This is a genomic window from Enterobacter sp. RHBSTW-00994 (genome assembly GCF_013782625.1).
Lineage (GTDB): Bacteria > Pseudomonadota > Gammaproteobacteria > Enterobacterales > Enterobacteriaceae > Enterobacter.
In genome coordinates this window covers 4512574-4532273 of sequence record NZ_CP056199.1, presented here as the reverse complement: position 1 = coordinate 4532273, position 19700 = coordinate 4512574, and the positions used below count along the sequence as shown (strand labels likewise).

Here is a 19700-nt window from a genome sequence, read left to right as displayed (position 1 = left end):
CTTTACTCCTTGTTTTTGGCATCCGGCAGACGCCAGAAATCGAAAAAATTAAACCAGTCGAGCGGCGACATCAGGGCGTAATGTTCAAGCCGTTGCGCGTAGCGCTCGACGGTGTGCTGTAGTGCTTGCTGACGCTCGCCGCGCGGCAGTATCAGCGGGTCGGCAAAACGTTCGCAGTGAATGTGCAACTTGTCCTGCTGACGCAGGGCGTAAATCAACAGCACCGGGCAGCGCAGAATAGCGGCCAGAATAAACGGCCCCTGCGGGAAAGGGGCGGGCTGGCCCATAAACGTACTCCACACTACGCGCCAGTCGCCACCGCGTTGTGGGTTGACGGCGATACGATCACCGACGATGGCGATCCACTCTCCCCGTTCGAGTTTTTCTTTAATGGCGATGGCCGTTTCTGGCCCGATATCGGTGACAGGCATCAGATGAAGCCCGGCCTGTGGGGCCATCTCTTCCATGATTTGTTTAAAACGCTGGGCGTTTTCGCTGAATACCAAGGCATTAATGGTTTTACTGCCATCAAGCTGCGCCAGCGCCCGGCAGGCCTCGACATCACCGAGATGAGATGCCAGCAGCAGTTTTCCCTGTGGCGCGTCGATGTCGAGAGCCTCCTGTGCGCCGGGGGCGAATACCACATCCCGGTTCATTTTCAGCTCGCCGCGCCAGCTAGCGACTTTATCCAGCATGGCATTGCCGAAACGCATGAAGTGGAAAAAGCTGTTCAGGCGCGGTGGCACAGGCATGTGCTGTTGTGCCAGCCTCTGTTTTACGCGGCGGATCCACTGCTGGGATGCTTGTCGCGCCGGACGAGCGGTGAGCCAGTACACCGCAATCACCGGCCATAACAGCAGGGTAAAGGCGTTACGTCCAAGGTGTTGCCAGACGCGCAGCATCAGGCGCATGCCCCACAAACCGTTCACTTCCTGCTGTTTTGCCCAGTGTTGGCTGCGACGGCGCAAAAGCAGCGACGGAATGCGCGGCAACATGCCGAAGAACAGGCGGGTATGCATCAATGAGATACGCACGTTGTCCTTCAGGGCATCAAAATGCGACAAGCCGTCGAGTGGATAGGTGACGCGGGTTGGCAGAAAATAGCTGGTATTGCCCTGCCAGTAGAGACGCACCATCACTTCGGTATCAAAATCCATCCGCTTGCCGAGCGGCACACGTTGCGCCAGTTGCAGCGTGGGCACGACGGGGTAGACACGAAAACCGCACATGCTGTCCTTCAACTGCAACGACAGCGTTTCTATCCACACCCAGACGTGGGTGATCCAGCGTCCATACAAACGTGAACGGGGGATAGACGCGTCATAAACAGGCTGGCCGGAGATCAGCGATTCTGGGTGGCGTTCAGCCAGTGCCAGCAACTGCGGAATATCTTCAATGGCGTGCTGGCCGTCGGCATCCACCTGCACCGCATGGGTATAACCTGCGCGAGCACACGCTTCCAGGCCCCGAATCACCGCCACGCCTTTACCGCTATTTTGCGGCAGGCGAATCAGGGTCATTTGCGGCTGTTCTTGTGCCAGACGTTCAAGCTCCAGGCGTGTGCTCTCCTCGCTGCCGTCATCGACCACCAGGCAGTGCAGGTTGAACGGCTGCAGGCGTGCCAGAACGCTCGCCATCATCGCGCCGTGGTTGTAGCAGGGGATCATCACGCAGGGGCGGAAAGTCAACGACATAGGCGAATTTTCCCGCTGCTGGCAGTATGGCGTGCATCGCCGTCGTGGCGCTGATAGCTAAAGGTGAGGATCTGGCGGTCACTGTTCCAGTCGAGCACTAAGGTTACTGTGCTCTCCGGGAGCAAGGGCGCCTGAAATTTCACGTTCTGAATACTGTGAAAACGATGTTCCGGGGCCAGCAGTGTGGTGGCATAGTGCATCACCCAGTCAAGCTGGGCGACGCCTGGCAACAGTGGCTGTACGGCAAAGTGCCCCTGGAACCAAAACAACGCGGGATCGAGATGCAACACAATCTCAAGGTGTTGCGGTTGTGCCTGGTGGCGCTCGATTTCATGAATTTTCATGAAATAACTCCTGTAACTGCGCATAGACACGCTTATTCATACTGTTAACTGGCATCTCATCAATGATGCGCCAGTAGCGCGGAACCGCGACAGGCTCAAGCCATGGCAGTAAGGCCCGACGCCATGCGAACTCTTGTTCTTTGGTTCCGTGGTGTTGCAGACGCTGACGGGCGTCATCATTCAGCACCAGTAAGACGCCAATCCCCTGACGCCCACCGCGTGTTACCGGCAGCGCAGCCGCTTCACAAATGCCGTCCAGCGCCAGCAAACGCTGTTCGATTTCATTGAGTGAAATGCGTTTCTCTTCGATTTTCACCACCCGCCCACGGCGACCCGCCAGCGTGAAACTGCCGTTATCGTCAAAGTGCAGGATATCGTCAAGTAGCAGACCGGCGTCTTCGTGGATCAACGGTGACGTTACGCGGAAGGTTTCACCTTCGGCATGGAATGCGATCTCGGGGAAAGGCTGCCAGGCGATCGCCGCTTCCTGACGATGTCGCCAGGCGAGGATACCGGTTTCGGTGCTGCCGTAAATTTCATCTGGCCAGATATTCAGCCAGCGATGGGTTGCAGAGACCTCATCCCACGGTAACAGACCACCCGCAGAGAGCAGCATGACCACCGGAGGCGGTGTGAGCTGCGTATCGAGCCGCTTCAGAAACGCAGGGCTACTGACAAACATATAGCGATGATCGTGGCTTAGCGCGGCGAGCTGTTCTGCGTAATAGAGCATGGCAGCATGCAGCGGCAAACCTAACGTCATGGGCAAAAAGATGCGGAACGTGAGGCCGTACAGATGCTGGGGAACCACCGATGCAACAACGCGGCAACCCGCCAGACGTTCGCCAAAGCGGGCAGCCAGCATGCTGGCTTCACGATCCAGGCTTGAGACGGGTTTGGTTATTCGTCGTGGTGCGCCAGTGGAGCCAGAGGTAAAGAGTTCCACGCAGCAAGAGGCATCCAGCGCCGGAAGTGGCGTAAAGGCGGTGACATTGCAACGCGCGGAATTGACCACAATTCGTGGTCCCTGGAATGCCAGCGCTTGATCGCTCAGCACGCCGCTGAACAACGCTTTTTGCTCTTCCAGCAATGACACGCGGCAGTGCCCTGGAATGACCGGCGTTTTTCCCGCATGCAGCGACGCCAGTAGCGCTACGATAAACAGGTAGCTGTTTTCAAAACACAGTGCCCACCGTTCGCCTTCCTGCTGGCGCAAGGTCTGCATTAGTGACGTAACGTCGTGGCGCAACTGACCGAGTGTCCAGGTGTGTTCGTCCAGCCAGGCAATCGGCGTGTCGTCAGGGCGTGGCGCATTGAGCCACTGGCTTAGCGGAAGGGGGTTATTCATTGCGCTTCTCTTTATGTATCACCCGTTGGCGCACCAGCCATTCTGTTGCCATCAGCGTCCCCATCAGAACGTAGGCAATCATGCCATTCCACAACGTCCATAGCCGTATATCACCTTTTAGCACCGTAAAAAGGGCAACAGTGCCATTGATGATGAAAAAGCCGCACCAGACCCGAGTGACGTTGCGGGTATAGCGGACGCCTTCCGGGGGCAAATTCGGCTCACGCAGACGCGCCAGCCGTTCAACCAGCGGCATCGCTGTCCACAGCGATCCCCCAAAAACGGCCAGCATGACAACATTGACGACCACCGGATAGAACAGTAGCCACTGATGTGCTTTCAGCAGATAGCTTGCCGCGCAGAGCGCAATACCCGCCAGGGCAACGCTCTGAATGACAAAACGCATCGGTCCGACGCTATGTCTCGCTTGTCTCAACCGGCAGACCAGCAACAACGCCATCAGCGGCAGTAGCCAGTGCAGACTGTTGTGCGTTAAGCCAAAACCAATCAGGAATGGCCACGCCAGCAGCATCAGACCCGTCAGCAGCGGGATCGCCGGAAACGACCGGGAACCACGCACGATCTCTTACTCTTCGTGCAGAAGCTGAGCGACGGCGTCAACAACGTCCTGGACAGTACGCACCGACTTGAAGGTTTCCGGTTTGATTTTTTTGCCCGTTTTCTTTTGAAGATGAACAATCATGTCGACGGCGTCGATGCTATCCAGCTCCAGATCTTCATACAGGCGAGCCTCTGGGGTGATCTCCTCAGGGGTAATCTCGAACAGTTTAATCAGAAGTGCAGAGACTTCCTGATAAATGGTTTCTTGTTCAGTCATGGTGAGTTCTCAGGCGCGTTGGGCATGGATAAATGATGCCAGCGTGGCAACAGAGTAGAAATGCTGACGCATCTCTTCGCTTTCCGCTGATAATACAACGCCGTACTGGTTTTTCACTGCCAGACCCAGTTCGAGGGCATCGATGGAGTCGAGACCCAGGCCATCCCCAAACAGCGCCGCTTCTGTGTCGATATCCGCGTCGGTAAGCTCGTCCAGATTCAGCGTAGAGATAATAAGATTCTTAATTTCAAGATAGAGCGCTTGCATCATTAATTCCTGACAAAGATTGAAGACCTGATGTTAATCGATGCTGCAGATGCCGGTTTAACTGCCTTGCCGCCAGCGCCGGTTCTTGTTGCGTCGCATCGTAAAAATCATGAATATTCACCCGCTCACGAACATCCACGGTGAAATAGGGCTTGTTTGGCGGTATGTCATACCACCGGCTTTTTTTATCGAGCAGATGCTCGCTGCAGTGGATCAGTACCACGCGCAGATCGCTGCCACAACGAACGGCGATATTCGCCGCGCCGCGTTGCAACGTGATGGCTTCTCCGGCGCGCGTGCGCGTGCCTTCCGGAAAAATCAAAATCGTATCGCCCTGTGCCAGCCGACGCTGGCTTGAGGATAACAGCGTTTCCGCTTCGCTATTGATCAGGTAATCCGCTGCGCGAATGACGCCGCTGACAAAGGGGTTGCGTAGCAGCGCACTTTTCACGAGGCAGTCTGTTTCTGGCATCACCGATGCGAGGATCACGTAGTCGATTAGCGTCGGGTGGTTAGCCACGACCAGACAACCGCGTTCTTCGCTCAATGCACTGAGGTTATCAATACGGTAATCCAGCACACCTGTCAGGCGGGCAACGGTTAAGAAAAAGCGGAAGCTGGCGGAGATGCTACGTCGTGCCAGTCGACGACGTTTCGCACGATCGCGCTGCATAACCAGCAGCAGGTTGAACCATACCAGCGAGAGCAGCAGGCCGCCTGTGCCAAAGAGCACGAAGCAGAATCCGGTCATTGCCAGACGCCATACCCTGTTGATGCGGCTCATCAGGGTGCTCATGCGCGCGCCCATTGCCACAGCAAACGTTCGCCGGAGATGTGAAAATGCTTTTCATCCCGGAGGTAGCGCTGCAAAAACAGCAGACTTTGTGGCAGCGAAGGCTCTTCTGTCGGGCTTGCGCGTTGGGTTTCGCAGCTCAGTGTATTACCTGCTTCAATCACCAGTGCCATGGCGTAGGGCCATGTTGGCAGGGGGGCAGGCAGTGTAGAGTGGTAAAACTCAGGCAGTGCGCCATCGAAATCGACCATCAATACACGGGTGTAACCGGCGTACAGCAGGCTCAGGACTTCGCACAAACCTTGCTGGAAAGTATCCCGACCGGCTGAAAGCGAGGAGGAGACAATTGGCTGGCGCGCGGCAATGGTCAGATTACCCACGGCGGAATTGTGCACTGACATGGCAAAATCAGTCGGTGAAACGGCCTGTTCTGTCGCCAGTGCGTGCAGGATACGGTAATTGCGTTCCAGCTCGCCGTGGCGGCTGGTGTAGACGACAGCATCAATGGCGTGTTTGCGTAGCATGGCAAGACCGCAATCAACCGCCAGCTTACTGCCGGAGTTGAGGCGGCGTGCGGTCATCATCGGCAAGTCGGTCAATTTTGCCTGCGCAGCGGTTGGATCGATGATTAGCGAATGGCGTGACCATACCTGCCACTCTGTGGCATCGCTGAGACCCGGCGCTCTGGCCTGCCAGTCGATTATGTTCAGTGAAAATTTCATCTACGCGCGTCCGCGAAAAACCGTAATCAATAATAATAAAAGGGTGGAGCAAGGCAGCTACACTGCTCTATTGTTCATTTTTCTGACAAACCAGTAAGGTATGACCCACTCCAAGATTGTCATGCCGCTGTGTTACGCGGAATCCTGCCATTTCCAGGTAGTGATAAAATTTTTCTGCACTGTAAAAACGGCTGTTGCCATTCGCTATACAGGTGAAATAAAGCGAAGTGGCGTTAAGGCTAAACGATGCCGCTTCAAATTTCTGTGCGTCCCAGAACAGCTCCATAATGCACAGTTGCGCACCGGGCTTCATAACCTGTGCAATTTTACCGAGCATGGTGACAATCTGATCGGGTGAGAAACAGTCCAGGAATTGACTCATCCACCAGATATCCGCCTCACCAGGGAGCGCCGCATGGCTAAGCATATCGACAGGATGGAACCCAATGCGATGAGATAAACCTGCATTTGCGATATTCTGCTGCGCCAGCGCGATTTGTTGCGGCAAATCCAGGATGGTGACTGCGACATTCTCATCATACCGACAGCAACGCAGCGCCCATTTCCCCGTATTACCGCCTACATCGTACAATTTTGTTGGCGAGCTTGCGAATATATATGGCAATGCGGCATCGAAAGCGGCGTCAGAATAGTAATGATCAAACGCAAACCAGCTCTCTTTCGCCTGCGCGGGTAATTGTGACAACGCAGGATAAATGGTTGGCCAGTCGCCAAATACGCTGAGTCCTGAGGGTTTTTCTTGCTTGAGGGAGTCGGCGAGATGAAATAACCCCTGATAGCAAACATCCTGGGTGAAATCCATATTTACGCGGGTCATGGTATCGTGGAGTAAAAAATGCCCCACCTTGGCCAGGTAATAACGTCCCTCGGTATAAGTCACGATCCGGCCGCTTAATCCCATGTCCAGCAACACGCTGACGCCATATTCATTCAGGGTGCTGTTTTCCGTTATATCCGCAAGGTTAGAGCCTTGTTTTCCCTGCTTATCCAGCCAGGCCAGAACACCAGAGTTACGCAGACAGAGCGCAGTTTGAAAAAGCATCGGTGCAAAGGCGATGCGTTGCGCTTCAGTGATGGCATCCAGCGCGCTGAGAGAGTCCTTTTCGTACATTGTTGCGTAACCTTTACGGAACTAATGGAGGGATTATCGGGCCATTAGCGGCCCGACTTTAGCGAAACTTACTTCGCAGCAGGAGCAGAGAGATTCAACTGAATGTCATTATCGAGGTTCTGAACCCAGCGGTTGTAGCTTTTGTGGATTTTGCCATCGCCAGCTTTCAGGTTCAGGCTATTTGCATAGTTAATGGAGTAACCTGTTGCGGAATAAGGAATGCGCACTTCGGCAAAGTGGTCACGGGTCTGAAGGCGGCCTTTAATAACACCAGGGCCTGCTTCCGTCATGATCCATTTACGCTGATGGCCGGCGTTAAGAATTGCGTTTTTGACCTGTTCAGACGTGTGACCCGCGCTCACAATTGTATGAACTTGATCGATTGGAGCAGTACGCGCACAACCTGCAAGAGCACCCACGATGGCAAAGGCTGCACACCATTTAACAAGCTTTTTCATCAACATCTCCGTATCAATAATAACGATTTATTCGAGTAATATTTACAGCTTCTGGTTTTAAATCAGACAAATGTTATTCTGACGACATCGCTTTGATGCCATTATTTTACAAATAAGATATGAAGGGAAGCATATTGTTATTGAAAGTACAAATGCTTAACCAGATGTGATTTAATTTGATTTAAATAACCATTGCCATGAGGTTTATCTGTTTTTTTCGGGTTATTCCTGGCGTTGATTTATGCAGATAAATAAAGGCTACTGCAATTATAAAATTGGCAAATATTCTACAGAGTGCCAACTGGTAATAAACCTACCCGGGTTGGTAGGTTTACGCATGACATTATTAACCGGGAAGCCGGCTTTTGGGTCGGCCCGGGCCGAGCAAAATAGCCAGTTTGCTGCCACCCTTCGTTGTCTCCATCCAGATTTTACAGACACTGGTCAGCGGGACTGACAACAACATACCGACCGGTCCCAGTAGCCATCCCCAGACCAATAATGACAGAAACACTACCAGCGTCGACATCCCCAGCCGATGACCCATCATGCGGGGCTCAAGAATATTTCCCAGCACCATGTGCACGATCAGGAACAGTGCACCGACCAACATGCATTCATAGATACCATTGAACAGAAACGCCTGAACCATTGGGGGGACGGCGGAGAGCACCGCGCCGATATTCGGAACATAATTCAGCAGAAAAGCCAGCACGCCCCACATCAGTGCAAACTGTACACCCATGAATGTCAGACCCAGCCAGATAATGACGCCAGTCCACAAGCTGAGTAACGTTTTAAGGGCCAGGTATTTAGACACGCCTTTCAGCGCACGGTGCAGGCCAGCGATATGGATCTGCGGATTATTCAGTGCAAAACGCAGTTTATAGGGCACGTGACGCACTTCGAACAACATAAAGACGACGGTCATCACCAGTAGCAGAACGCTGGCCATCGCCCCGGACAGGCCAGTCATAAGCGTCGTGGCGAAGGTCATGATTTTCTCGGAGTCCATGCGTTGCAACATGCGTTCGGGCGACATATGCATATGCAGGAAGGGCAGTGAGTCCTGCAAAATCAGCGCCTTGCGGGTTAGTTCTTTGTTGTACGCCGGCAGCATGGTTGAGAATTCGCTGAGCGAGGCGGCGAGGACGCCAACCAACACGGTGAGGACGACCAGCATCACCAGCACCACAAGGGTAATTGCAACGGTTCGCTTCATGCCGTGACGGATAAACCAGGTCACTAAGGGGTTGAGGACGATAGCAAAAAATAGTGCCAGCAAGAGCTGAACAATAATATCCGCTGCGGCGTGAATACCGGCGAGGATCACGACCAGACTGGCGAGTTTAAGCAGTATATGTAAACCCGCTTTGTCGGGCTGAATGGATGTCATGTGAATTCCTTTTATTGTGTGCTCTTAAGTGTAGTGCGCCCTCCATGCGCCGTATGGGTTGATAATCTGAAAGTCGCTGCTGATTTTCATGGCTCGTCGTGGTAATAGTGAAACACTGTTGTAAAAATCCAGGTAGAGCTCCATGCCCGAACCCGTCGCCGAGCCGGCATTAAGCGGATTACGCCTTAATCTGCGCATTGTTTCTGTTGTTATTTTCAACTTCGCCAGTTATCTGACCATTGGCCTGCCTTTGGCTGTACTGCCCGGTTATGTTCATGATGTGATGGGATTTAGTGCTTTCTGGGCAGGGCTGGTGATCAGCCTGCAGTATTTCGCCACACTGATAAGCCGCCCCCATGCCGGGCGATACGCTGATTTATTTGGCCCGAAAAGCATCGTCGTATTAGGACTTTGTGGCTGCTTCCTGAGTGGTCTGAGCTATTTAATGGCCGGGTTGACCAGCGGCTGGCCAATGGTGAGCCTGGCGTTGCTCTGTCTGGGACGCGTGATCCTCGGTGTTGGACAAAGTCTGGCCGGAACCGGTTCAACGCTGTGGGGCGTGGGTGTCGTTGGTGCGCCGCACATTGGCCGGGTGATTTCATGGAACGGGATTGTCACCTATGGGGCAATGGCCCTGGGCGCGCCACTGGGCGTTGTCTGCTTCTCCTTTGCGGGGCTGAACGGTCTGGCATTGACCATTATGGCCGTGGCGCTGATGGCGATCCTGTTTGCATTACCGCGTCCAAAAGTAAAAGCCAGCAAAGGCAAACCCATGCCGTTTCGGGCGGTACTGGGGCGCGTCTGGCCTTACGGAATGGCGCTTGCGTTGGCGTCGGCAGGTTTCGGGGTGATTGCCACCTTTATCACCCTGTTCTACGACGCAAAAGGATGGGATGGCGCAGCGTTTGCCTTAACCCTGTTTAGCTGTGCGTTTGTGGGGACGCGTTTGCTGTTCCCGAACAGCATCAACCGTCTGGGCGGCCTGAACGTGGCGATGATCTGTTTCGCCGTAGAGATTGTTGGGCTGTTGCTGACCGGTGTGGCGGGCGAACCGTGGATGGCAAAAACAGGGGTCTTCCTGGCTGGGGCTGGTTTCTCGCTGGTCTTCCCGGCGCTGGGGGTGGTGGCGGTAAAAGCGGTTCCCCAGCAAAACCAGGGGGCAGCACTGGCGACTTATACGGTGTTTATGGACATGTCTTTAGGCGTGACCGGGCCGCTGGCGGGGCTGATGATGTCGTGGGCGGGTGTGCCGGTTATCTATCTGGCGGCAGCTGGGCTGGTGGCGGTGGCGCTGTTGCTGACATGGCGGCTAAAAAAATGGCCTCTGGAGCAAGCACCAGAGGCCACGTCATCATCGTGAAGACTTACTGAATCACGATGGTGTTAATGATATTTTCCGCTGCGGTTTGTGCTTTCTGCTGGTCTTCGGCAGGCAGTGTGATTTGCAGGGTCAGCAGCTTGTTGTCCACTTTGCCGAGAACCACGGAAGAGTAAGCCGTCTGGCCTTTTGCAGAAATAATGCTGTCCAGTTGTTGCATCGTGTGGCCTTTCAGTTCGATGGACTTATTGGTCACGACCTGCAACTGTGGATCGCGGCTGCGCTGTTGATCTTCCAGACGTTTTGACAGTACGCCCAGCGCTTCGCTGGTGTCGTCACCCACAATCACAATCACCGCTTTTTGTCCGGTGGCGTCGGAATAGACGTGCATATTGTTCGCCTGCGTGCCCAGCTTACCGCTCTGGTCGGTCATATCCGCCGGGAGAGAGAAACTGAGTTTGCCATCCAGCAGATTAACCGGCTGCCCGGTGGCATTACTTTCAGCTGACGCGCCTTGTGCAGGTGCTTTTGTGTCGCTGTTATCACAGGCTGCAAGGCCCACAACCAGCAGGCCAATCCCGACATATTTAACCAGATTGCGCATTGACTTCTTCCTTTCGATAAACGGCCATAACGGCTCATTCGTCCATCTTATCACAACTGATAAATCGAACCCTTAACCTGCCTGCAATGCGGTGATTTCAGATTTATCTGCCAGCCTTTTCAGCAGCATATTCAGCAGTACGCCATACATCGGCAGGAAGAAAACAATGCTGATAAGTACCTTGAAGCAGTAGTCAACCAGCGCGATCTCCATCCAGTGTGCTGCCATAAAAGCATCCGGGCTACGCCAGAAGGCGATAAAGAAGAATGCCAGCGTATCGCTCACATTGCCAAACAGCGTTGATGCTGTTGGCGCCATCCACCAGCGGTGATTCTGGCGAAGACGGTTAAAGACATGAACATCGAGGATTTGCCCCAGGGCATAGGCCATGAAGCTGGCCGCCGCGATACGGGCGACAAACAGGTTAAAGTGCGTCAGCGCTTCGAAGCCCTGCCAGCTTCCCATGTAAAACAGGGACGAAATCACGTACGAAACGAATAACGCAGGCAGCATCACCGCAAAAATAATGCGACGAGCCAGCGGCGCGCCAAAAATACGCACGGTCAGGTCAGTGGCAAGGAAAATAAACGGAAAACTGAACGCACCCCAGGTGGTATGGAAACCCAAAATGGAGATAGGCAGCTGTACCAGATAGTTGCTGGAGGTGATCACCAGCAAATGAAAAAGCGAAAGCCAGAACAACGCTTTTACGCGCTGGGTTTGTGTAAAGGAGTTCATATTGTACCTTTTTGATTAATCTTTGGGGTGAGGGAACCCAATAAAGCCGCCGCATGATACTGCTTTAAATGTAGTTTGCAATGGCTAATTTTCACGCAATCGTTAACCTGGTTTGCATTGACGGGAACGCGGCGTAAACTACAGCCGTTTTTATGTGAACGAGACGAAAATGACCGACCTGTTTTCCAGCCCAGACCATACGCTCGATGCTCAGGGCCTCCGCTGCCCTGAGCCTGTGATGATGGTGCGTAAAACTGTACGCACCATGCAGACGGGCGAAACCTTGCTCATCATTGCTGATGATCCTGCCACCACCCGCGATATTCCCGGTTTTTGTACCTTTATGGAACATGCGCTGGTGGCGCAAGAGACCGATACGCTGCCGTACCGGTACTTAATTCGCAAAGGATAGTCGGCAGGCCTACTTCCTGCGAAGCAGCCTCAGGGCGTTTGCCGTAACCAGCACTGTCGCGCCGGTATCGGCCAGCACCGCCAGCCACAGCCCGGTGATCCCAAGCAGTGTGGTCACCAGGAAAATCCCTTTCAGCCCCAGTGCAATCGTGATGTTCTGGCGAATGTTGGTGCGTGTGGCGCGAGCCAGACTGATCATTTGCGCCAGCCCGGTCAGGCGGTTATGTGTCAGCGCGGCATCGGCAGTTTCCAGCGCGACGTCTGTACCGCTGCCCATTGCAATCCCAATGGTTGATGCTTTCATCGCGGGCGCATCGTTAATTCCGTCGCCTACCATAGCCAGCGGAGCGCGGGCATTCATCTGCGTGACAGCATTCACTTTATCGGCGGGCAGCAGTCCGGCCTTAAATTCCATCCCCAGTTCTGCGGCAATACTGGCGGCGGCACGTGGGTTATCACCTGTCAGGATAATCCCTTGTACGCCGAGTTGATGCAGATCGGCGATCGCGGCTTTTGCATCATCGCGCAGGGTATCGCGCAGGGCCAGCATGCCTTGCGCCACGCCGTCCTGCACCACGATAACCACGGTCTGTCCGGCTTGCTCCAGCGTCTGGATTTGCTGGCTCAGCCCGATAGCCTTGAATTTATCTGCGGTGATGATCAGCGTTTTTTTACCCTCGATGTCCGCTTCAATGCCGGATCCCATCAGCGCCCGTTGAGCCGTGGCGGCTGGAATTGCCAGCCCACGTGACTGGGCTTCACGGACAATCGCCTGCGCCAGCGGGTGGGTTGAGCCTTGCTCAACAGCAGCTGCCAGCGCAAGCAGGTTATCCTCGGTGGTGTCCTGCGGATAAACTCCTGTGACCTGAGGTTTACCGATAGTTAGCGTGCCCGTTTTATCGAAGGCAATCTGGTGAATCTGGCTCAGTTGCTCCAGTGCTGCGCCACCTTTAATCAGGGCGCCATATCGCGCAGCAGTAGCCAGACCAGAGGTAATCGCGGCGGGGGTTGAGATAACTAATGCACACGGGCAACCAATCAGCAGCAGCGTCAGCCCTTTGTAGATCCAGCCCTCCCACGGCGCGCTAAAAAACAGTGGGGGCAAGACGGCAACCAGCAGAGCAATCAGCATAATGACCGGGGTGTAAATACGGCTGAAGCGATCGATAAAGCGCTCAACGGGAGCGCGACGCTCTTCCGCTTCTTCAATGAGCTTCAGAATGCGATCGATGGCACTGTCGCCTGGCTCGGACAAGACGCGAAGCTGCACCAGGCGGTCAACGCTGGTCGCACCCGCAGGGATTTTTTCACCTGCGGTGCGTTCCACAGGGATGGATTCTCCGGTCAGGGCGCTTTCATCAAAGCTGGCGGTGGCCGTGAGGAGAGCACCGTCAGCTGGCAGACGACCGCCCGCAGCCACTTCAATCACATCTCCCGGGCGTAGCGCGCCGATCGCCACAATCTGACGTTCTCCGTTGATAACCTGGGTAGCGGTTTCCGGTTTTAGTGCCATCAACGCGCTCACGCCTTTACGTGCCCGGCTCGCGGCCCAGCCTTCAAGACGCTCACCAATTAAAAACAACAGCAGAACCATCGCTGCTTCAGCGGTTGCACCAATAAAAAGCGCGCCAATGGCGGCAACGCTCATCAGTGTTTCGATGGCAAACCAGCTCCCGGTTTTTATCAGGCGCAGTGCCTGACGGGCGACGGGGTACAGGCCAACCAGCGTGGTGGCGATAAACGCCAGGTTACCGAATGGATGGTTGAATTGTTCCAGTACCCAGCTCAACGCCATCATGATGATCAGCGTGATCAGGGGAAGGTTTTTGCGCAGTGGCGTGGTTTTTTCTGCCGGAGTGTTTTCATTACGCAGAGTGTAACCGGCGCGGATAACCGCCGCTTCCACCTGGGCACTGATGTCTGATGTGGCGTTGACCAGCAGTTTTTCGGTCGCAAACAGCACCTGGACATGCTCGACGCCGCTGACCTGCCGGACCGCATTCTCAACTTTGCGGGCGCAGGCAGCGCAGTCCATGCCATTCACGACCCAACTGAAGCGGTTACCGCTTTCGGGCAGTGCTTGCGCCTTTTCACTTTCGCAAGACGTCCCCTCACAGCAGCAATCGTCTTTAGCCGGGAGGGGATTAAGTTTAAGTGCCGAGAATTGCGGCACTTTTTTGTTTGTGTCTGGAGTCGACATGGCAGTCTCCGGTAATGATAATTTTCTCATTAGCCGCAGCATACACTCTGGAGTCGACTCCAGAGTCAAGGCTTATTTAAATATAAAGTGAACGCACAATCAGGAAGTGACCGGCGAAGTAGCAGGCTGCGGCAATGGCATTATCCGCGCGGAAACGGCGGCGATAATGGCTGCCCAGCCAGACAATATTGCCGATCAGCAGCAGCGCCGCGCCGAAGAAAGCAGACATGGCAGGCGATGTCGGACGGAAGAACCAAAGTTCTCCGGCCAGCCAGACCATCACCAGTGTCATGGCGATAAAGGTACAGACTGGCACACGCATCTCTTCCAGACGTGTCCAGATAACCGCCAGCAATAGCGCGCCAATGACCAGCAGCACCAGGGGTAATGGCCAGAAGAAGGAGAGCGTCATCTGGCTGGCAAAGTAGATGGTGTAAAGCAGATGCGACAGGAAAAACGCCCCTATGGCATAGAGCAGGCGCTGACGTGGTAACAGCGTTAACGCATCGCCAATTAATGACGCGCACAAACCGGCGAGGACCAGATAGCTAACGGCATTGAACATTGGCGCTTGCCAGGCAAGCAGGAGCAAAAGCAGCAGGGTGACGGGTTTAAATAACCAACGCTGCCACGCAGGGCCGCGATAAGACGCATCGACATAAAGCCATGCGGAAAAACAGACAGCGATAAATGACCAAAGCATATTAACTCCCTGTATCTGTTATGACTGAATCATCAGTTTCAGATCAGTGTAGTGATGCGGGCGGGCGTTTGGCAATGACGGATAAGGCAAGGTATCCTGATTTCCGCCTAATCTGATAGGATTTAACAATGAGCAAGATGCCGTTTTTTTTTATTATTGTGGTGGCTATCATCGTGATTGCTGCCTCGTTCCGTTTCGTGCAGCAACGCCGTGAGAAGGCCAGTAATGACGCTGCCCCGTTGGTGCAAAAACGTGTCGTGGTGAGTAATAAGCGCGAGAAAACCCTTAACGATCGACGTTCACGTCAGCAGCAGGTGACGCCTGCGGGAGCGACGATACGTTATGAGGCGAGCTTTAAGCCGGAAACCGGTGGGTTGGAGATGACTTTCCGCCTTGAGGCGCAGCAATATCATCACCTGACGGTGGGGGATAAAGGGACGCTAAGCTATAAAGGATCGCGGTTTGAGGGGTTCGCGCCGGAATAATGCCCGGAAAGTCCCCTCTCCCTGTGGGAGAGGGTGAAAACATCAGGCCGCTTACTTCTTCGCCTGCGCTTTAAATTTCTTCATCCATACCAGCAATTCAAATACGCCAAAAATAAAGACGCGCAGTTGTTGCCAGCCAGTCATCTGTGGGCCATCTTTCGGCAGACCGTTTTTTAGCATCACCATCTGCAGAGCATGCATAAATGAGGTGAAAATCAGCGCAACGTTGACGAAAATATTCATCGGACGTGGGAAAGGATGCACCAGATTCAGGATCAGAAACGCCCAGACACCCAGCATCAGTAAACGTCCCAGATTAATCAGTACCGGCATTGGATTCTCCTTGTGCTTCACGGTGATACAAACGATACGCAACCTGTCCGGCCACTTTTTCCCGGTGCAGGCTCCAGTGAGCAGGCACTGGCGGCAGGCCATTTTCTACTTCGCTCTCGACGTAAATCAGCGCGTCATCGGCCAGCCAGCCATTTTTCTCCAGCAGTGTGAGCGTTTCGTCCAGCAGGCCTTTACGGAACGGCGGATCGACAAACACCACATCATGCGGCGTACCTGACTGCGCAAGGAAACTGAGCGTATTGGTGTTCACCACTTTTGCATTTGCTGCTTTCAGGGTTGCCAGGTTTTGCTGCAACTGCTGTGCGACGTTACGCTCCATCTCCAGCAGGGTGGCGCTGGCGGCGTAACGAGACAAGGCTTCGAGACCTAATGCGCCGCTCCCGGCAAAACAGTCCAGACAACGGGAATCGACCATCGATGGTGACAGCCAGTTAAACAGCGTCTCTCGGACGCGATCGGTGGTGGGGCGCAAACCGGGGCTGTCCGGAACCGGTAATTTCCGGCCTCGCCACTGGCCGCCGATAATACGAATTTGTCCGGCTGAGGCGCGGGTGGGTTTCTTCATTTCAGGAAAGCTCTGCTAACAATTGGCCTGCGATTCCAGGCGGTGATGTCAATTAAGTAAAGTGTTAGACTATTTCATCATTTTTTTAGCTTCCCTGTATATAGCGCCGCGAGGAGTGTAGTCGCTGATGGCAAAACAAAAAAAACGTGGCTTCTTTTCCTGGCTTGGCTTCGGTGAAAAAGAGCAAGAAACAGAACAGAAAATCGAAGAACAACAAGCCGTTGAAGAGCAATCTCTGCCTGAAACGCCTGTTGAAACCGCAGCCGTTGTAGAAGCAGAAGAACACGCCCACAGCAAAGAAGAGACTGAAGCCTTTGCTGAAGAGGTGGTTGAGGTCACTGAACAGGTACAGGAAAGTGAGCAACCACAGGTGGTTGAGCCTGAGCCAGTTGTTGTTGAAGAACCCGTTGAAGAGGTTGTCGAAACCCCTTCTCAGGCGGTGGTTGAACACGAAGAACTGCCTTTGCCGGAAGAGGTGAAAGCTGAGACAGTTTCCCCGGAAGAGTGGCAAGCGGAGGCTGAAACCGTTGAAATTATTGACGCGGTCCAGGAAGAAAATGTCGCTGATATTACTGACGAAGAGCTGGAAGCTCAGGCGTTAGTTGCTGAGTCTGCTGAAGACGCTGAGATTGCTGAACCGGAGGAAGAGGCCGTTCAGGAGCAGGAAAAACCAACCAAAGAGGGTTTCTTCGCACGCCTGAAGCGCAGCCTGCTAAAAACCAAAGAAAACTTAGGTTCCGGATTTATCAGTCTGTTCCGGGGCAAAAAGATCGACGATGATCTCTTTGAAGAGCTGGAAGAGCAGTTACTGATCGCCGATGTCGGTGTGGAAACGACCCGTAAGATTATCGCCAGCCTGACCGAAAGTGCCAGCCGCAAACAGCTGCGTGACGCCGAGGCGTTATACGGTCTGTTAAAAGATGAGATGGGCGAAATTCTCGCAAAAGTTGACGAACCGCTTAATATTGAAGGAAAAACGCCCTTTGTTATTCTGATGGTTGGTGTGAACGGTGTGGGTAAAACGACCACCATCGGTAAGCTGGCGCGCCAGTTCGAGCAGCAGGGTAAATCGGTGATGCTGGCGGCAGGTGATACCTTCCGCGCGGCGGCGGTGGAACAACTGCAGGTGTGGGGCCAGCGTAACAACATTCCGGTGATTGCCCAGCACACCGGCGCGGATTCCGCGTCAGTTATCTTCGATGCCATCCAGGCCGCAAAAGCGCGTAACGTGGATGTGTTAATTGCAGATACCGCAGGGCGCTTGCAGAACAAAGCGCACCTGATGGAAGAGTTGAAGAAAATCGTCCGTGTGATGAAAAAACTGGATGAAGATGCACCGCATGAAGTGATGCTGACCATTGATGCCAGCACAGGACAGAACGCCGTGAGTCAGGCGAAGCTGTTTGATGAAGCGGTAGGACTGACAGGGATTACGCTGACCAAACTGGACGGTACAGCCAAAGGTGGGGTGATCTTCTCCGTGGCGGATCAGTTCGGCATTCCTATCCGTTACATTGGTGTGGGCGAGCGTATTGAGGATTTACGTCCGTTTAAAGCGGACGACTTTATTGAGGCATTATTTGCCCGAGAGGATTAACAATGATTCGCTTTGAACACGTCAGCAAGGCCTATCTCGGTGGGAGACAAGCGCTGCAGGGAGTGACCTTTCACCTGCAGCCGGGCGAGATGGCATTTCTGACCGGCCATTCTGGCGCGGGGAAAAGTACCCTGCTCAAGCTTATCTGTGGGATCGAACGGCCAAGTGCCGGGAAAATCTATTTTGGCGGCCATGATATTAGCCGCCTGAAAAACCGTGAAGTGCCGTTTTTACGTCGCCAGATCGGTATGATTTTCCAGGATCACCATCTGTTGATGGATCGTACGGTATTCGACAACGTCGCGATCCCGCTGATCATTGCGGGCGCGAGCGGGGATGATATTCGCCGTCGCGTTTCGGCGGCACTGGACAAGGTTGGATTGCTGGACAAAGCGAAGAACTTCCCGATCCAGCTTTCTGGCGGTGAACAGCAGCGCGTGGGCATTGCCCGTGCAGTGGTGAATAAACCTGCCGTTCTGTTGGCGGATGAACCGACCGGTAACCTGGACGACGCTTTGTCTGAAGGGATCTTGCGTCTGTTTGAGGAGTTTAACCGCGTAGGGGTCACAGTATTGATGGCAACGCACGACATCGGACTGATTTCCCGTCGTTCGTACCGCATGCTGTCGCTGAGCGACGGTCATTTGCACGGAGGCCACGGTGAACAAGCGTGAAGCAATGAACCAGATTCGGCAGTTTGGGAACCGGTTTGACCGGTTCCGCAAATCGCAGGGCGGCGGCGATAACAACCGCAATGCGCCAAAGCGTGCGAAGGCTGCACCAAAACCGAACTCTCGCAAAACGAACGTCTTTAACGAGCAGGTGCGTTATGCTTTCCACGGCGCATTGCAGGATCTGAAAAGCAAGCCGCTGGCGACGTTCCTGACGGTGATGGTTATCGCCATCTCCCTGACGTTACCGAGCGTCTGCTACATGGTTTACAAAAACGTGAACCAGGCGGCTTCACAGTACTATCCGTCGCCGCAGATCACGGTATATCTGGATAAGGCTCTGGACGATAACGCTGCGGCACAGGTGGTGGGGCAACTTCAGTCCGAGCAGGGTGTGGAGAAGGTGAACTACCTGTCGCGCGAAGAGGCGCTGGGCGAGTTTCGTAACTGGTCCGGGTTTGGCGGTGCGCTGGATATGCTGGAAGAGAACCCGTTACCTGCGGTGGCCGTGGTGATCCCGAAGCTTGATTTCCAGGGCACGGAGTCACTCAACACGCTTCGCGAGCGCATCACCCATATCAACGGTATCGATGAAGTGCGGATGGACGACAGTTGGTTTGCCCGTCTTGCTTCTCTGACCGGGTTAGTGGGGCGCGTGTCGGCGATGATTGGCGTGCTGATGGTGGCCGCAGTATTCCTTGTCATCGGTAATAGCGTGCGTCTGAGCATCTTCGCGCGTCGCGATACGATCAACGTGCAAAAACTGATTGGTGCAACGGATGGATTCATCCTCCGTCCGTTCCTGTACGGTGGTGCATTGCTCGGTTTTTCCGGGGCATTTCTTTCACTGATATTGTCAGAAATTTTGGTGATGCGGCTCTCTTCCGCCGTCACTGAAGTGGCGCAGGTTTTTGGAACTAAGTTTGATATCAGTGGGTTAGGATTTGATGAGTGCCTGTTGTTATTGCTGGTCTGCTCAATGATTGGCTGGGTTGCGGCATGGCTGGCGACTGTTCAACATTTACGTCACTTTACTCCCGACTAATAAAAGCGTGATATAAT

General features: G+C 54.0%; 23 protein-coding genes. 6 read left to right on the top strand and 17 right to left on the bottom strand.

Annotation, left to right across the window (positions count from 1 at the left end):
* Positions 1–2: 2 nt before the first annotated feature.
* From HV346_RS21695 to HV346_RS21645, 11 genes are all read right to left on the bottom strand, one after another.
* Positions 3–1694, bottom strand: coding sequence for a glycosyltransferase family 2 protein (locus tag HV346_RS21695; protein WP_181621237.1), 1692 nt, complete (start codon positions 1692–1694; stop codon positions 3–5).
* Positions 1685–2038: a hydroxymyristoyl-ACP dehydratase gene (locus HV346_RS21690; protein ID WP_181621236.1), complete on the bottom strand. Its 354-nt coding sequence runs from the start codon at positions 2036–2038 to the stop codon at positions 1685–1687. The genes HV346_RS21695 and HV346_RS21690 overlap by 10 nt, the downstream gene beginning before the upstream one ends.
* Positions 2025–3386 carry an acyl-CoA synthetase gene (locus tag HV346_RS21685; RefSeq protein ID WP_181621235.1) on the bottom strand — a complete coding sequence of 454 codons (1362 nt, stop codon included), beginning with the start codon at positions 3384–3386 and terminating at the stop codon, positions 2025–2027. The genes HV346_RS21690 and HV346_RS21685 overlap by 14 nt, the downstream gene beginning before the upstream one ends.
* Positions 3379–3966, bottom strand: coding sequence for a hypothetical protein (locus HV346_RS21680; protein WP_181621234.1), 588 nt, complete (start codon positions 3964–3966; stop codon positions 3379–3381). Before HV346_RS21680 ends, HV346_RS21685 begins: the two co-directional genes overlap by 8 nt.
* Before the next feature lie 6 nt (positions 3967–3972).
* Positions 3973–4224: an acyl carrier protein gene (locus HV346_RS21675; protein WP_181621233.1), complete on the bottom strand. Its 252-nt coding sequence runs from the start codon at positions 4222–4224 to the stop codon at positions 3973–3975.
* A gap of 9 nt (positions 4225–4233) precedes the next feature.
* Positions 4234–4491, bottom strand: a complete 258-nt coding sequence (locus HV346_RS21670) for a phosphopantetheine-binding protein (RefSeq protein ID WP_181623851.1) — start codon at positions 4489–4491, stop codon at positions 4234–4236.
* Complete coding sequence (locus tag HV346_RS21665) at positions 4472–5287, bottom strand: lysophospholipid acyltransferase family protein (protein ID WP_181621231.1); 816 nt, start codon at positions 5285–5287, stop codon at positions 4472–4474. Before HV346_RS21665 ends, HV346_RS21670 begins: the two co-directional genes overlap by 20 nt.
* Positions 5284–6006, bottom strand: coding sequence for a beta-ketoacyl synthase chain length factor (locus HV346_RS21660; protein WP_181621229.1), 723 nt, complete (start codon positions 6004–6006; stop codon positions 5284–5286). The genes HV346_RS21665 and HV346_RS21660 overlap by 4 nt, the downstream gene beginning before the upstream one ends.
* A gap of 67 nt (positions 6007–6073) precedes the next feature.
* On the bottom strand, positions 6074–7138 hold the full coding sequence (locus HV346_RS21655; protein ID WP_181621227.1) for a class I SAM-dependent methyltransferase: 1065 nt from the start codon (positions 7136–7138) through the stop codon (positions 6074–6076).
* Positions 7139–7206: 68 nt separating this feature from the next.
* Entirely contained in the window at positions 7207–7596 is a 390-nt protein-coding gene (locus tag HV346_RS21650; RefSeq protein WP_181621226.1) for a hypothetical protein, read from the bottom strand.
* A 346-nt stretch (positions 7597–7942) separates the two neighbouring features.
* Positions 7943–8992 (bottom strand): AI-2E family transporter, encoded by a 1050-nt coding sequence (locus tag HV346_RS21645; protein WP_181621225.1) that lies wholly within the window; start codon positions 8990–8992, stop codon positions 7943–7945.
* A gap of 142 nt (positions 8993–9134) precedes the next feature.
* Here HV346_RS21645 and HV346_RS21640 point away from each other — a divergent pair, with 142 nt between their 5' ends.
* The gene (locus HV346_RS21640) at positions 9135–10352 is read left to right on the top strand and encodes an MFS transporter (protein WP_181621224.1); all 1218 of its coding nucleotides are present in this window, start codon (positions 9135–9137) and stop codon (positions 10350–10352) included.
* A 4-nt stretch (positions 10353–10356) separates the two neighbouring features.
* Here the strand turns inward: HV346_RS21640 and HV346_RS21635 are convergent, their stop codons facing one another.
* Together HV346_RS21635 and HV346_RS21630 are read right to left on the bottom strand one after the other, a co-directional pair.
* Entirely contained in the window at positions 10357–10914 is a 558-nt protein-coding gene (locus HV346_RS21635; protein ID WP_181621223.1) for a DcrB family lipoprotein, read from the bottom strand.
* Positions 10915–10986: 72 nt separating this feature from the next.
* Entirely contained in the window at positions 10987–11652 is a 666-nt protein-coding gene (locus HV346_RS21630; protein WP_181621222.1) for a 7-cyano-7-deazaguanine/7-aminomethyl-7-deazaguanine transporter, read from the bottom strand.
* Positions 11653–11821: 169 nt separating this feature from the next.
* Between HV346_RS21630 and tusA the strand changes: the two genes are divergently transcribed.
* On the top strand, positions 11822–12064 hold the full coding sequence (tusA, locus tag HV346_RS21625) for a sulfurtransferase TusA (RefSeq protein WP_181621221.1): 243 nt from the start codon (positions 11822–11824) through the stop codon (positions 12062–12064).
* Between the two features lie 9 nt (positions 12065–12073).
* Here the strand turns inward: tusA and zntA are convergent, their stop codons facing one another.
* Together zntA and HV346_RS21615 are read right to left on the bottom strand one after the other, a co-directional pair.
* Positions 12074–14263 carry a Zn(II)/Cd(II)/Pb(II) translocating P-type ATPase ZntA gene (zntA, locus tag HV346_RS21620; protein ID WP_181621220.1) on the bottom strand — a complete coding sequence of 730 codons (2190 nt, stop codon included), beginning with the start codon at positions 14261–14263 and terminating at the stop codon, positions 12074–12076.
* 76 nt (positions 14264–14339) lie between these two features.
* Entirely contained in the window at positions 14340–14966 is a 627-nt protein-coding gene (locus tag HV346_RS21615) for a lysoplasmalogenase (RefSeq protein WP_181621219.1), read from the bottom strand.
* A 128-nt stretch (positions 14967–15094) separates the two neighbouring features.
* Here HV346_RS21615 and HV346_RS21610 point away from each other — a divergent pair, with 128 nt between their 5' ends.
* A complete protein-coding gene (locus HV346_RS21610) occupies positions 15095–15451 on the top strand; it encodes a DUF2500 domain-containing protein (protein ID WP_181621217.1) in 357 nt (118 codons plus the stop codon).
* 51 nt (positions 15452–15502) lie between these two features.
* Here HV346_RS21610 and HV346_RS21605 read toward each other — a convergent pair whose 3' ends face one another.
* A complete protein-coding gene (locus HV346_RS21605) occupies positions 15503–15784 on the bottom strand; it encodes a DUF1145 family protein (RefSeq protein ID WP_090420791.1) in 282 nt (93 codons plus the stop codon).
* Positions 15768–16370, bottom strand: coding sequence for a 16S rRNA (guanine(966)-N(2))-methyltransferase (gene rsmD / locus HV346_RS21600; RefSeq protein WP_181621215.1), 603 nt, complete (start codon positions 16368–16370; stop codon positions 15768–15770). The genes HV346_RS21605 and rsmD overlap by 17 nt, the downstream gene beginning before the upstream one ends.
* A gap of 127 nt (positions 16371–16497) precedes the next feature.
* Between rsmD and ftsY the strand changes: the two genes are divergently transcribed.
* From ftsY to ftsX, 3 genes are read left to right on the top strand one after another with little or no spacing between them, the layout of a single operon-like run.
* Positions 16498–17967 (top strand): signal recognition particle-docking protein FtsY, encoded by a 1470-nt coding sequence (gene ftsY, locus HV346_RS21595; protein WP_181621214.1) that lies wholly within the window; start codon positions 16498–16500, stop codon positions 17965–17967.
* A 2-nt stretch (positions 17968–17969) separates the two neighbouring features.
* Positions 17970–18641, top strand: a complete 672-nt coding sequence (gene ftsE, locus HV346_RS21590; RefSeq protein ID WP_181621212.1) for a cell division ATP-binding protein FtsE — start codon at positions 17970–17972, stop codon at positions 18639–18641.
* Positions 18628–19683, top strand: a complete 1056-nt coding sequence (gene ftsX / locus HV346_RS21585; protein WP_181621210.1) for a permease-like cell division protein FtsX — start codon at positions 18628–18630, stop codon at positions 19681–19683. Before ftsE ends, ftsX begins: the two co-directional genes overlap by 14 nt.
* Positions 19684–19700 lie beyond the last annotated feature (17 nt).

Excerpts from the sequence above, each read along its gene's own strand:
- HV346_RS21640 (WP_181621224.1), top strand. The coding sequence starts at position 9,135 with ATGCCCGAACCCGTCGCCGAGCCGGCATTAAGCGGATTACGCCTTAAT.
- HV346_RS21630 (WP_181621222.1), bottom strand. The coding sequence starts at position 11,652 with ATGAACTCCTTTACACAAACCCAGCGCGTAAAAGCGTTGTTCTGGCTT.
- HV346_RS21690 (WP_181621236.1), bottom strand. The coding sequence starts at position 2,038 with ATGAAAATTCATGAAATCGAGCGCCACCAGGCACAACCGCAACACCTT.
- zntA (WP_181621220.1), bottom strand. The coding sequence starts at position 14,263 with ATGTCGACTCCAGACACAAACAAAAAAGTGCCGCAATTCTCGGCACTT.
- HV346_RS21615 (WP_181621219.1), bottom strand. The coding sequence starts at position 14,966 with ATGCTTTGGTCATTTATCGCTGTCTGTTTTTCCGCATGGCTTTATGTC.
- HV346_RS21660 (WP_181621229.1), bottom strand. The coding sequence starts at position 6,006 with ATGAAATTTTCACTGAACATAATCGACTGGCAGGCCAGAGCGCCGGGT.
- HV346_RS21650 (WP_181621226.1), bottom strand. The coding sequence starts at position 7,596 with ATGAAAAAGCTTGTTAAATGGTGTGCAGCCTTTGCCATCGTGGGTGCT.
- HV346_RS21610 (WP_181621217.1), top strand. The coding sequence starts at position 15,095 with ATGAGCAAGATGCCGTTTTTTTTTATTATTGTGGTGGCTATCATCGTG.
- ftsY (WP_181621214.1), top strand. The coding sequence starts at position 16,498 with ATGGCAAAACAAAAAAAACGTGGCTTCTTTTCCTGGCTTGGCTTCGGT.
- tusA (WP_181621221.1), top strand. The coding sequence starts at position 11,822 with ATGACCGACCTGTTTTCCAGCCCAGACCATACGCTCGATGCTCAGGGC.
- HV346_RS21695 (WP_181621237.1), bottom strand. The coding sequence starts at position 1,694 with ATGTCGTTGACTTTCCGCCCCTGCGTGATGATCCCCTGCTACAACCAC.
- HV346_RS21665 (WP_181621231.1), bottom strand. The coding sequence starts at position 5,287 with ATGAGCACCCTGATGAGCCGCATCAACAGGGTATGGCGTCTGGCAATG.
- HV346_RS21655 (WP_181621227.1), bottom strand. The coding sequence starts at position 7,138 with ATGTACGAAAAGGACTCTCTCAGCGCGCTGGATGCCATCACTGAAGCG.
- HV346_RS21670 (WP_181623851.1), bottom strand. The coding sequence starts at position 4,491 with ATGCAAGCGCTCTATCTTGAAATTAAGAATCTTATTATCTCTACGCTG.
- HV346_RS21675 (WP_181621233.1), bottom strand. The coding sequence starts at position 4,224 with ATGACTGAACAAGAAACCATTTATCAGGAAGTCTCTGCACTTCTGATT.
- HV346_RS21645 (WP_181621225.1), bottom strand. The coding sequence starts at position 8,992 with ATGACATCCATTCAGCCCGACAAAGCGGGTTTACATATACTGCTTAAA.
- ftsE (WP_181621212.1), top strand. The coding sequence starts at position 17,970 with ATGATTCGCTTTGAACACGTCAGCAAGGCCTATCTCGGTGGGAGACAA.
- rsmD (WP_181621215.1), bottom strand. The coding sequence starts at position 16,370 with ATGAAGAAACCCACCCGCGCCTCAGCCGGACAAATTCGTATTATCGGC.
- HV346_RS21685 (WP_181621235.1), bottom strand. The coding sequence starts at position 3,386 with ATGAATAACCCCCTTCCGCTAAGCCAGTGGCTCAATGCGCCACGCCCT.
- HV346_RS21635 (WP_181621223.1), bottom strand. The coding sequence starts at position 10,914 with ATGCGCAATCTGGTTAAATATGTCGGGATTGGCCTGCTGGTTGTGGGC.
- HV346_RS21605 (WP_090420791.1), bottom strand. The coding sequence starts at position 15,784 with ATGCCGGTACTGATTAATCTGGGACGTTTACTGATGCTGGGTGTCTGG.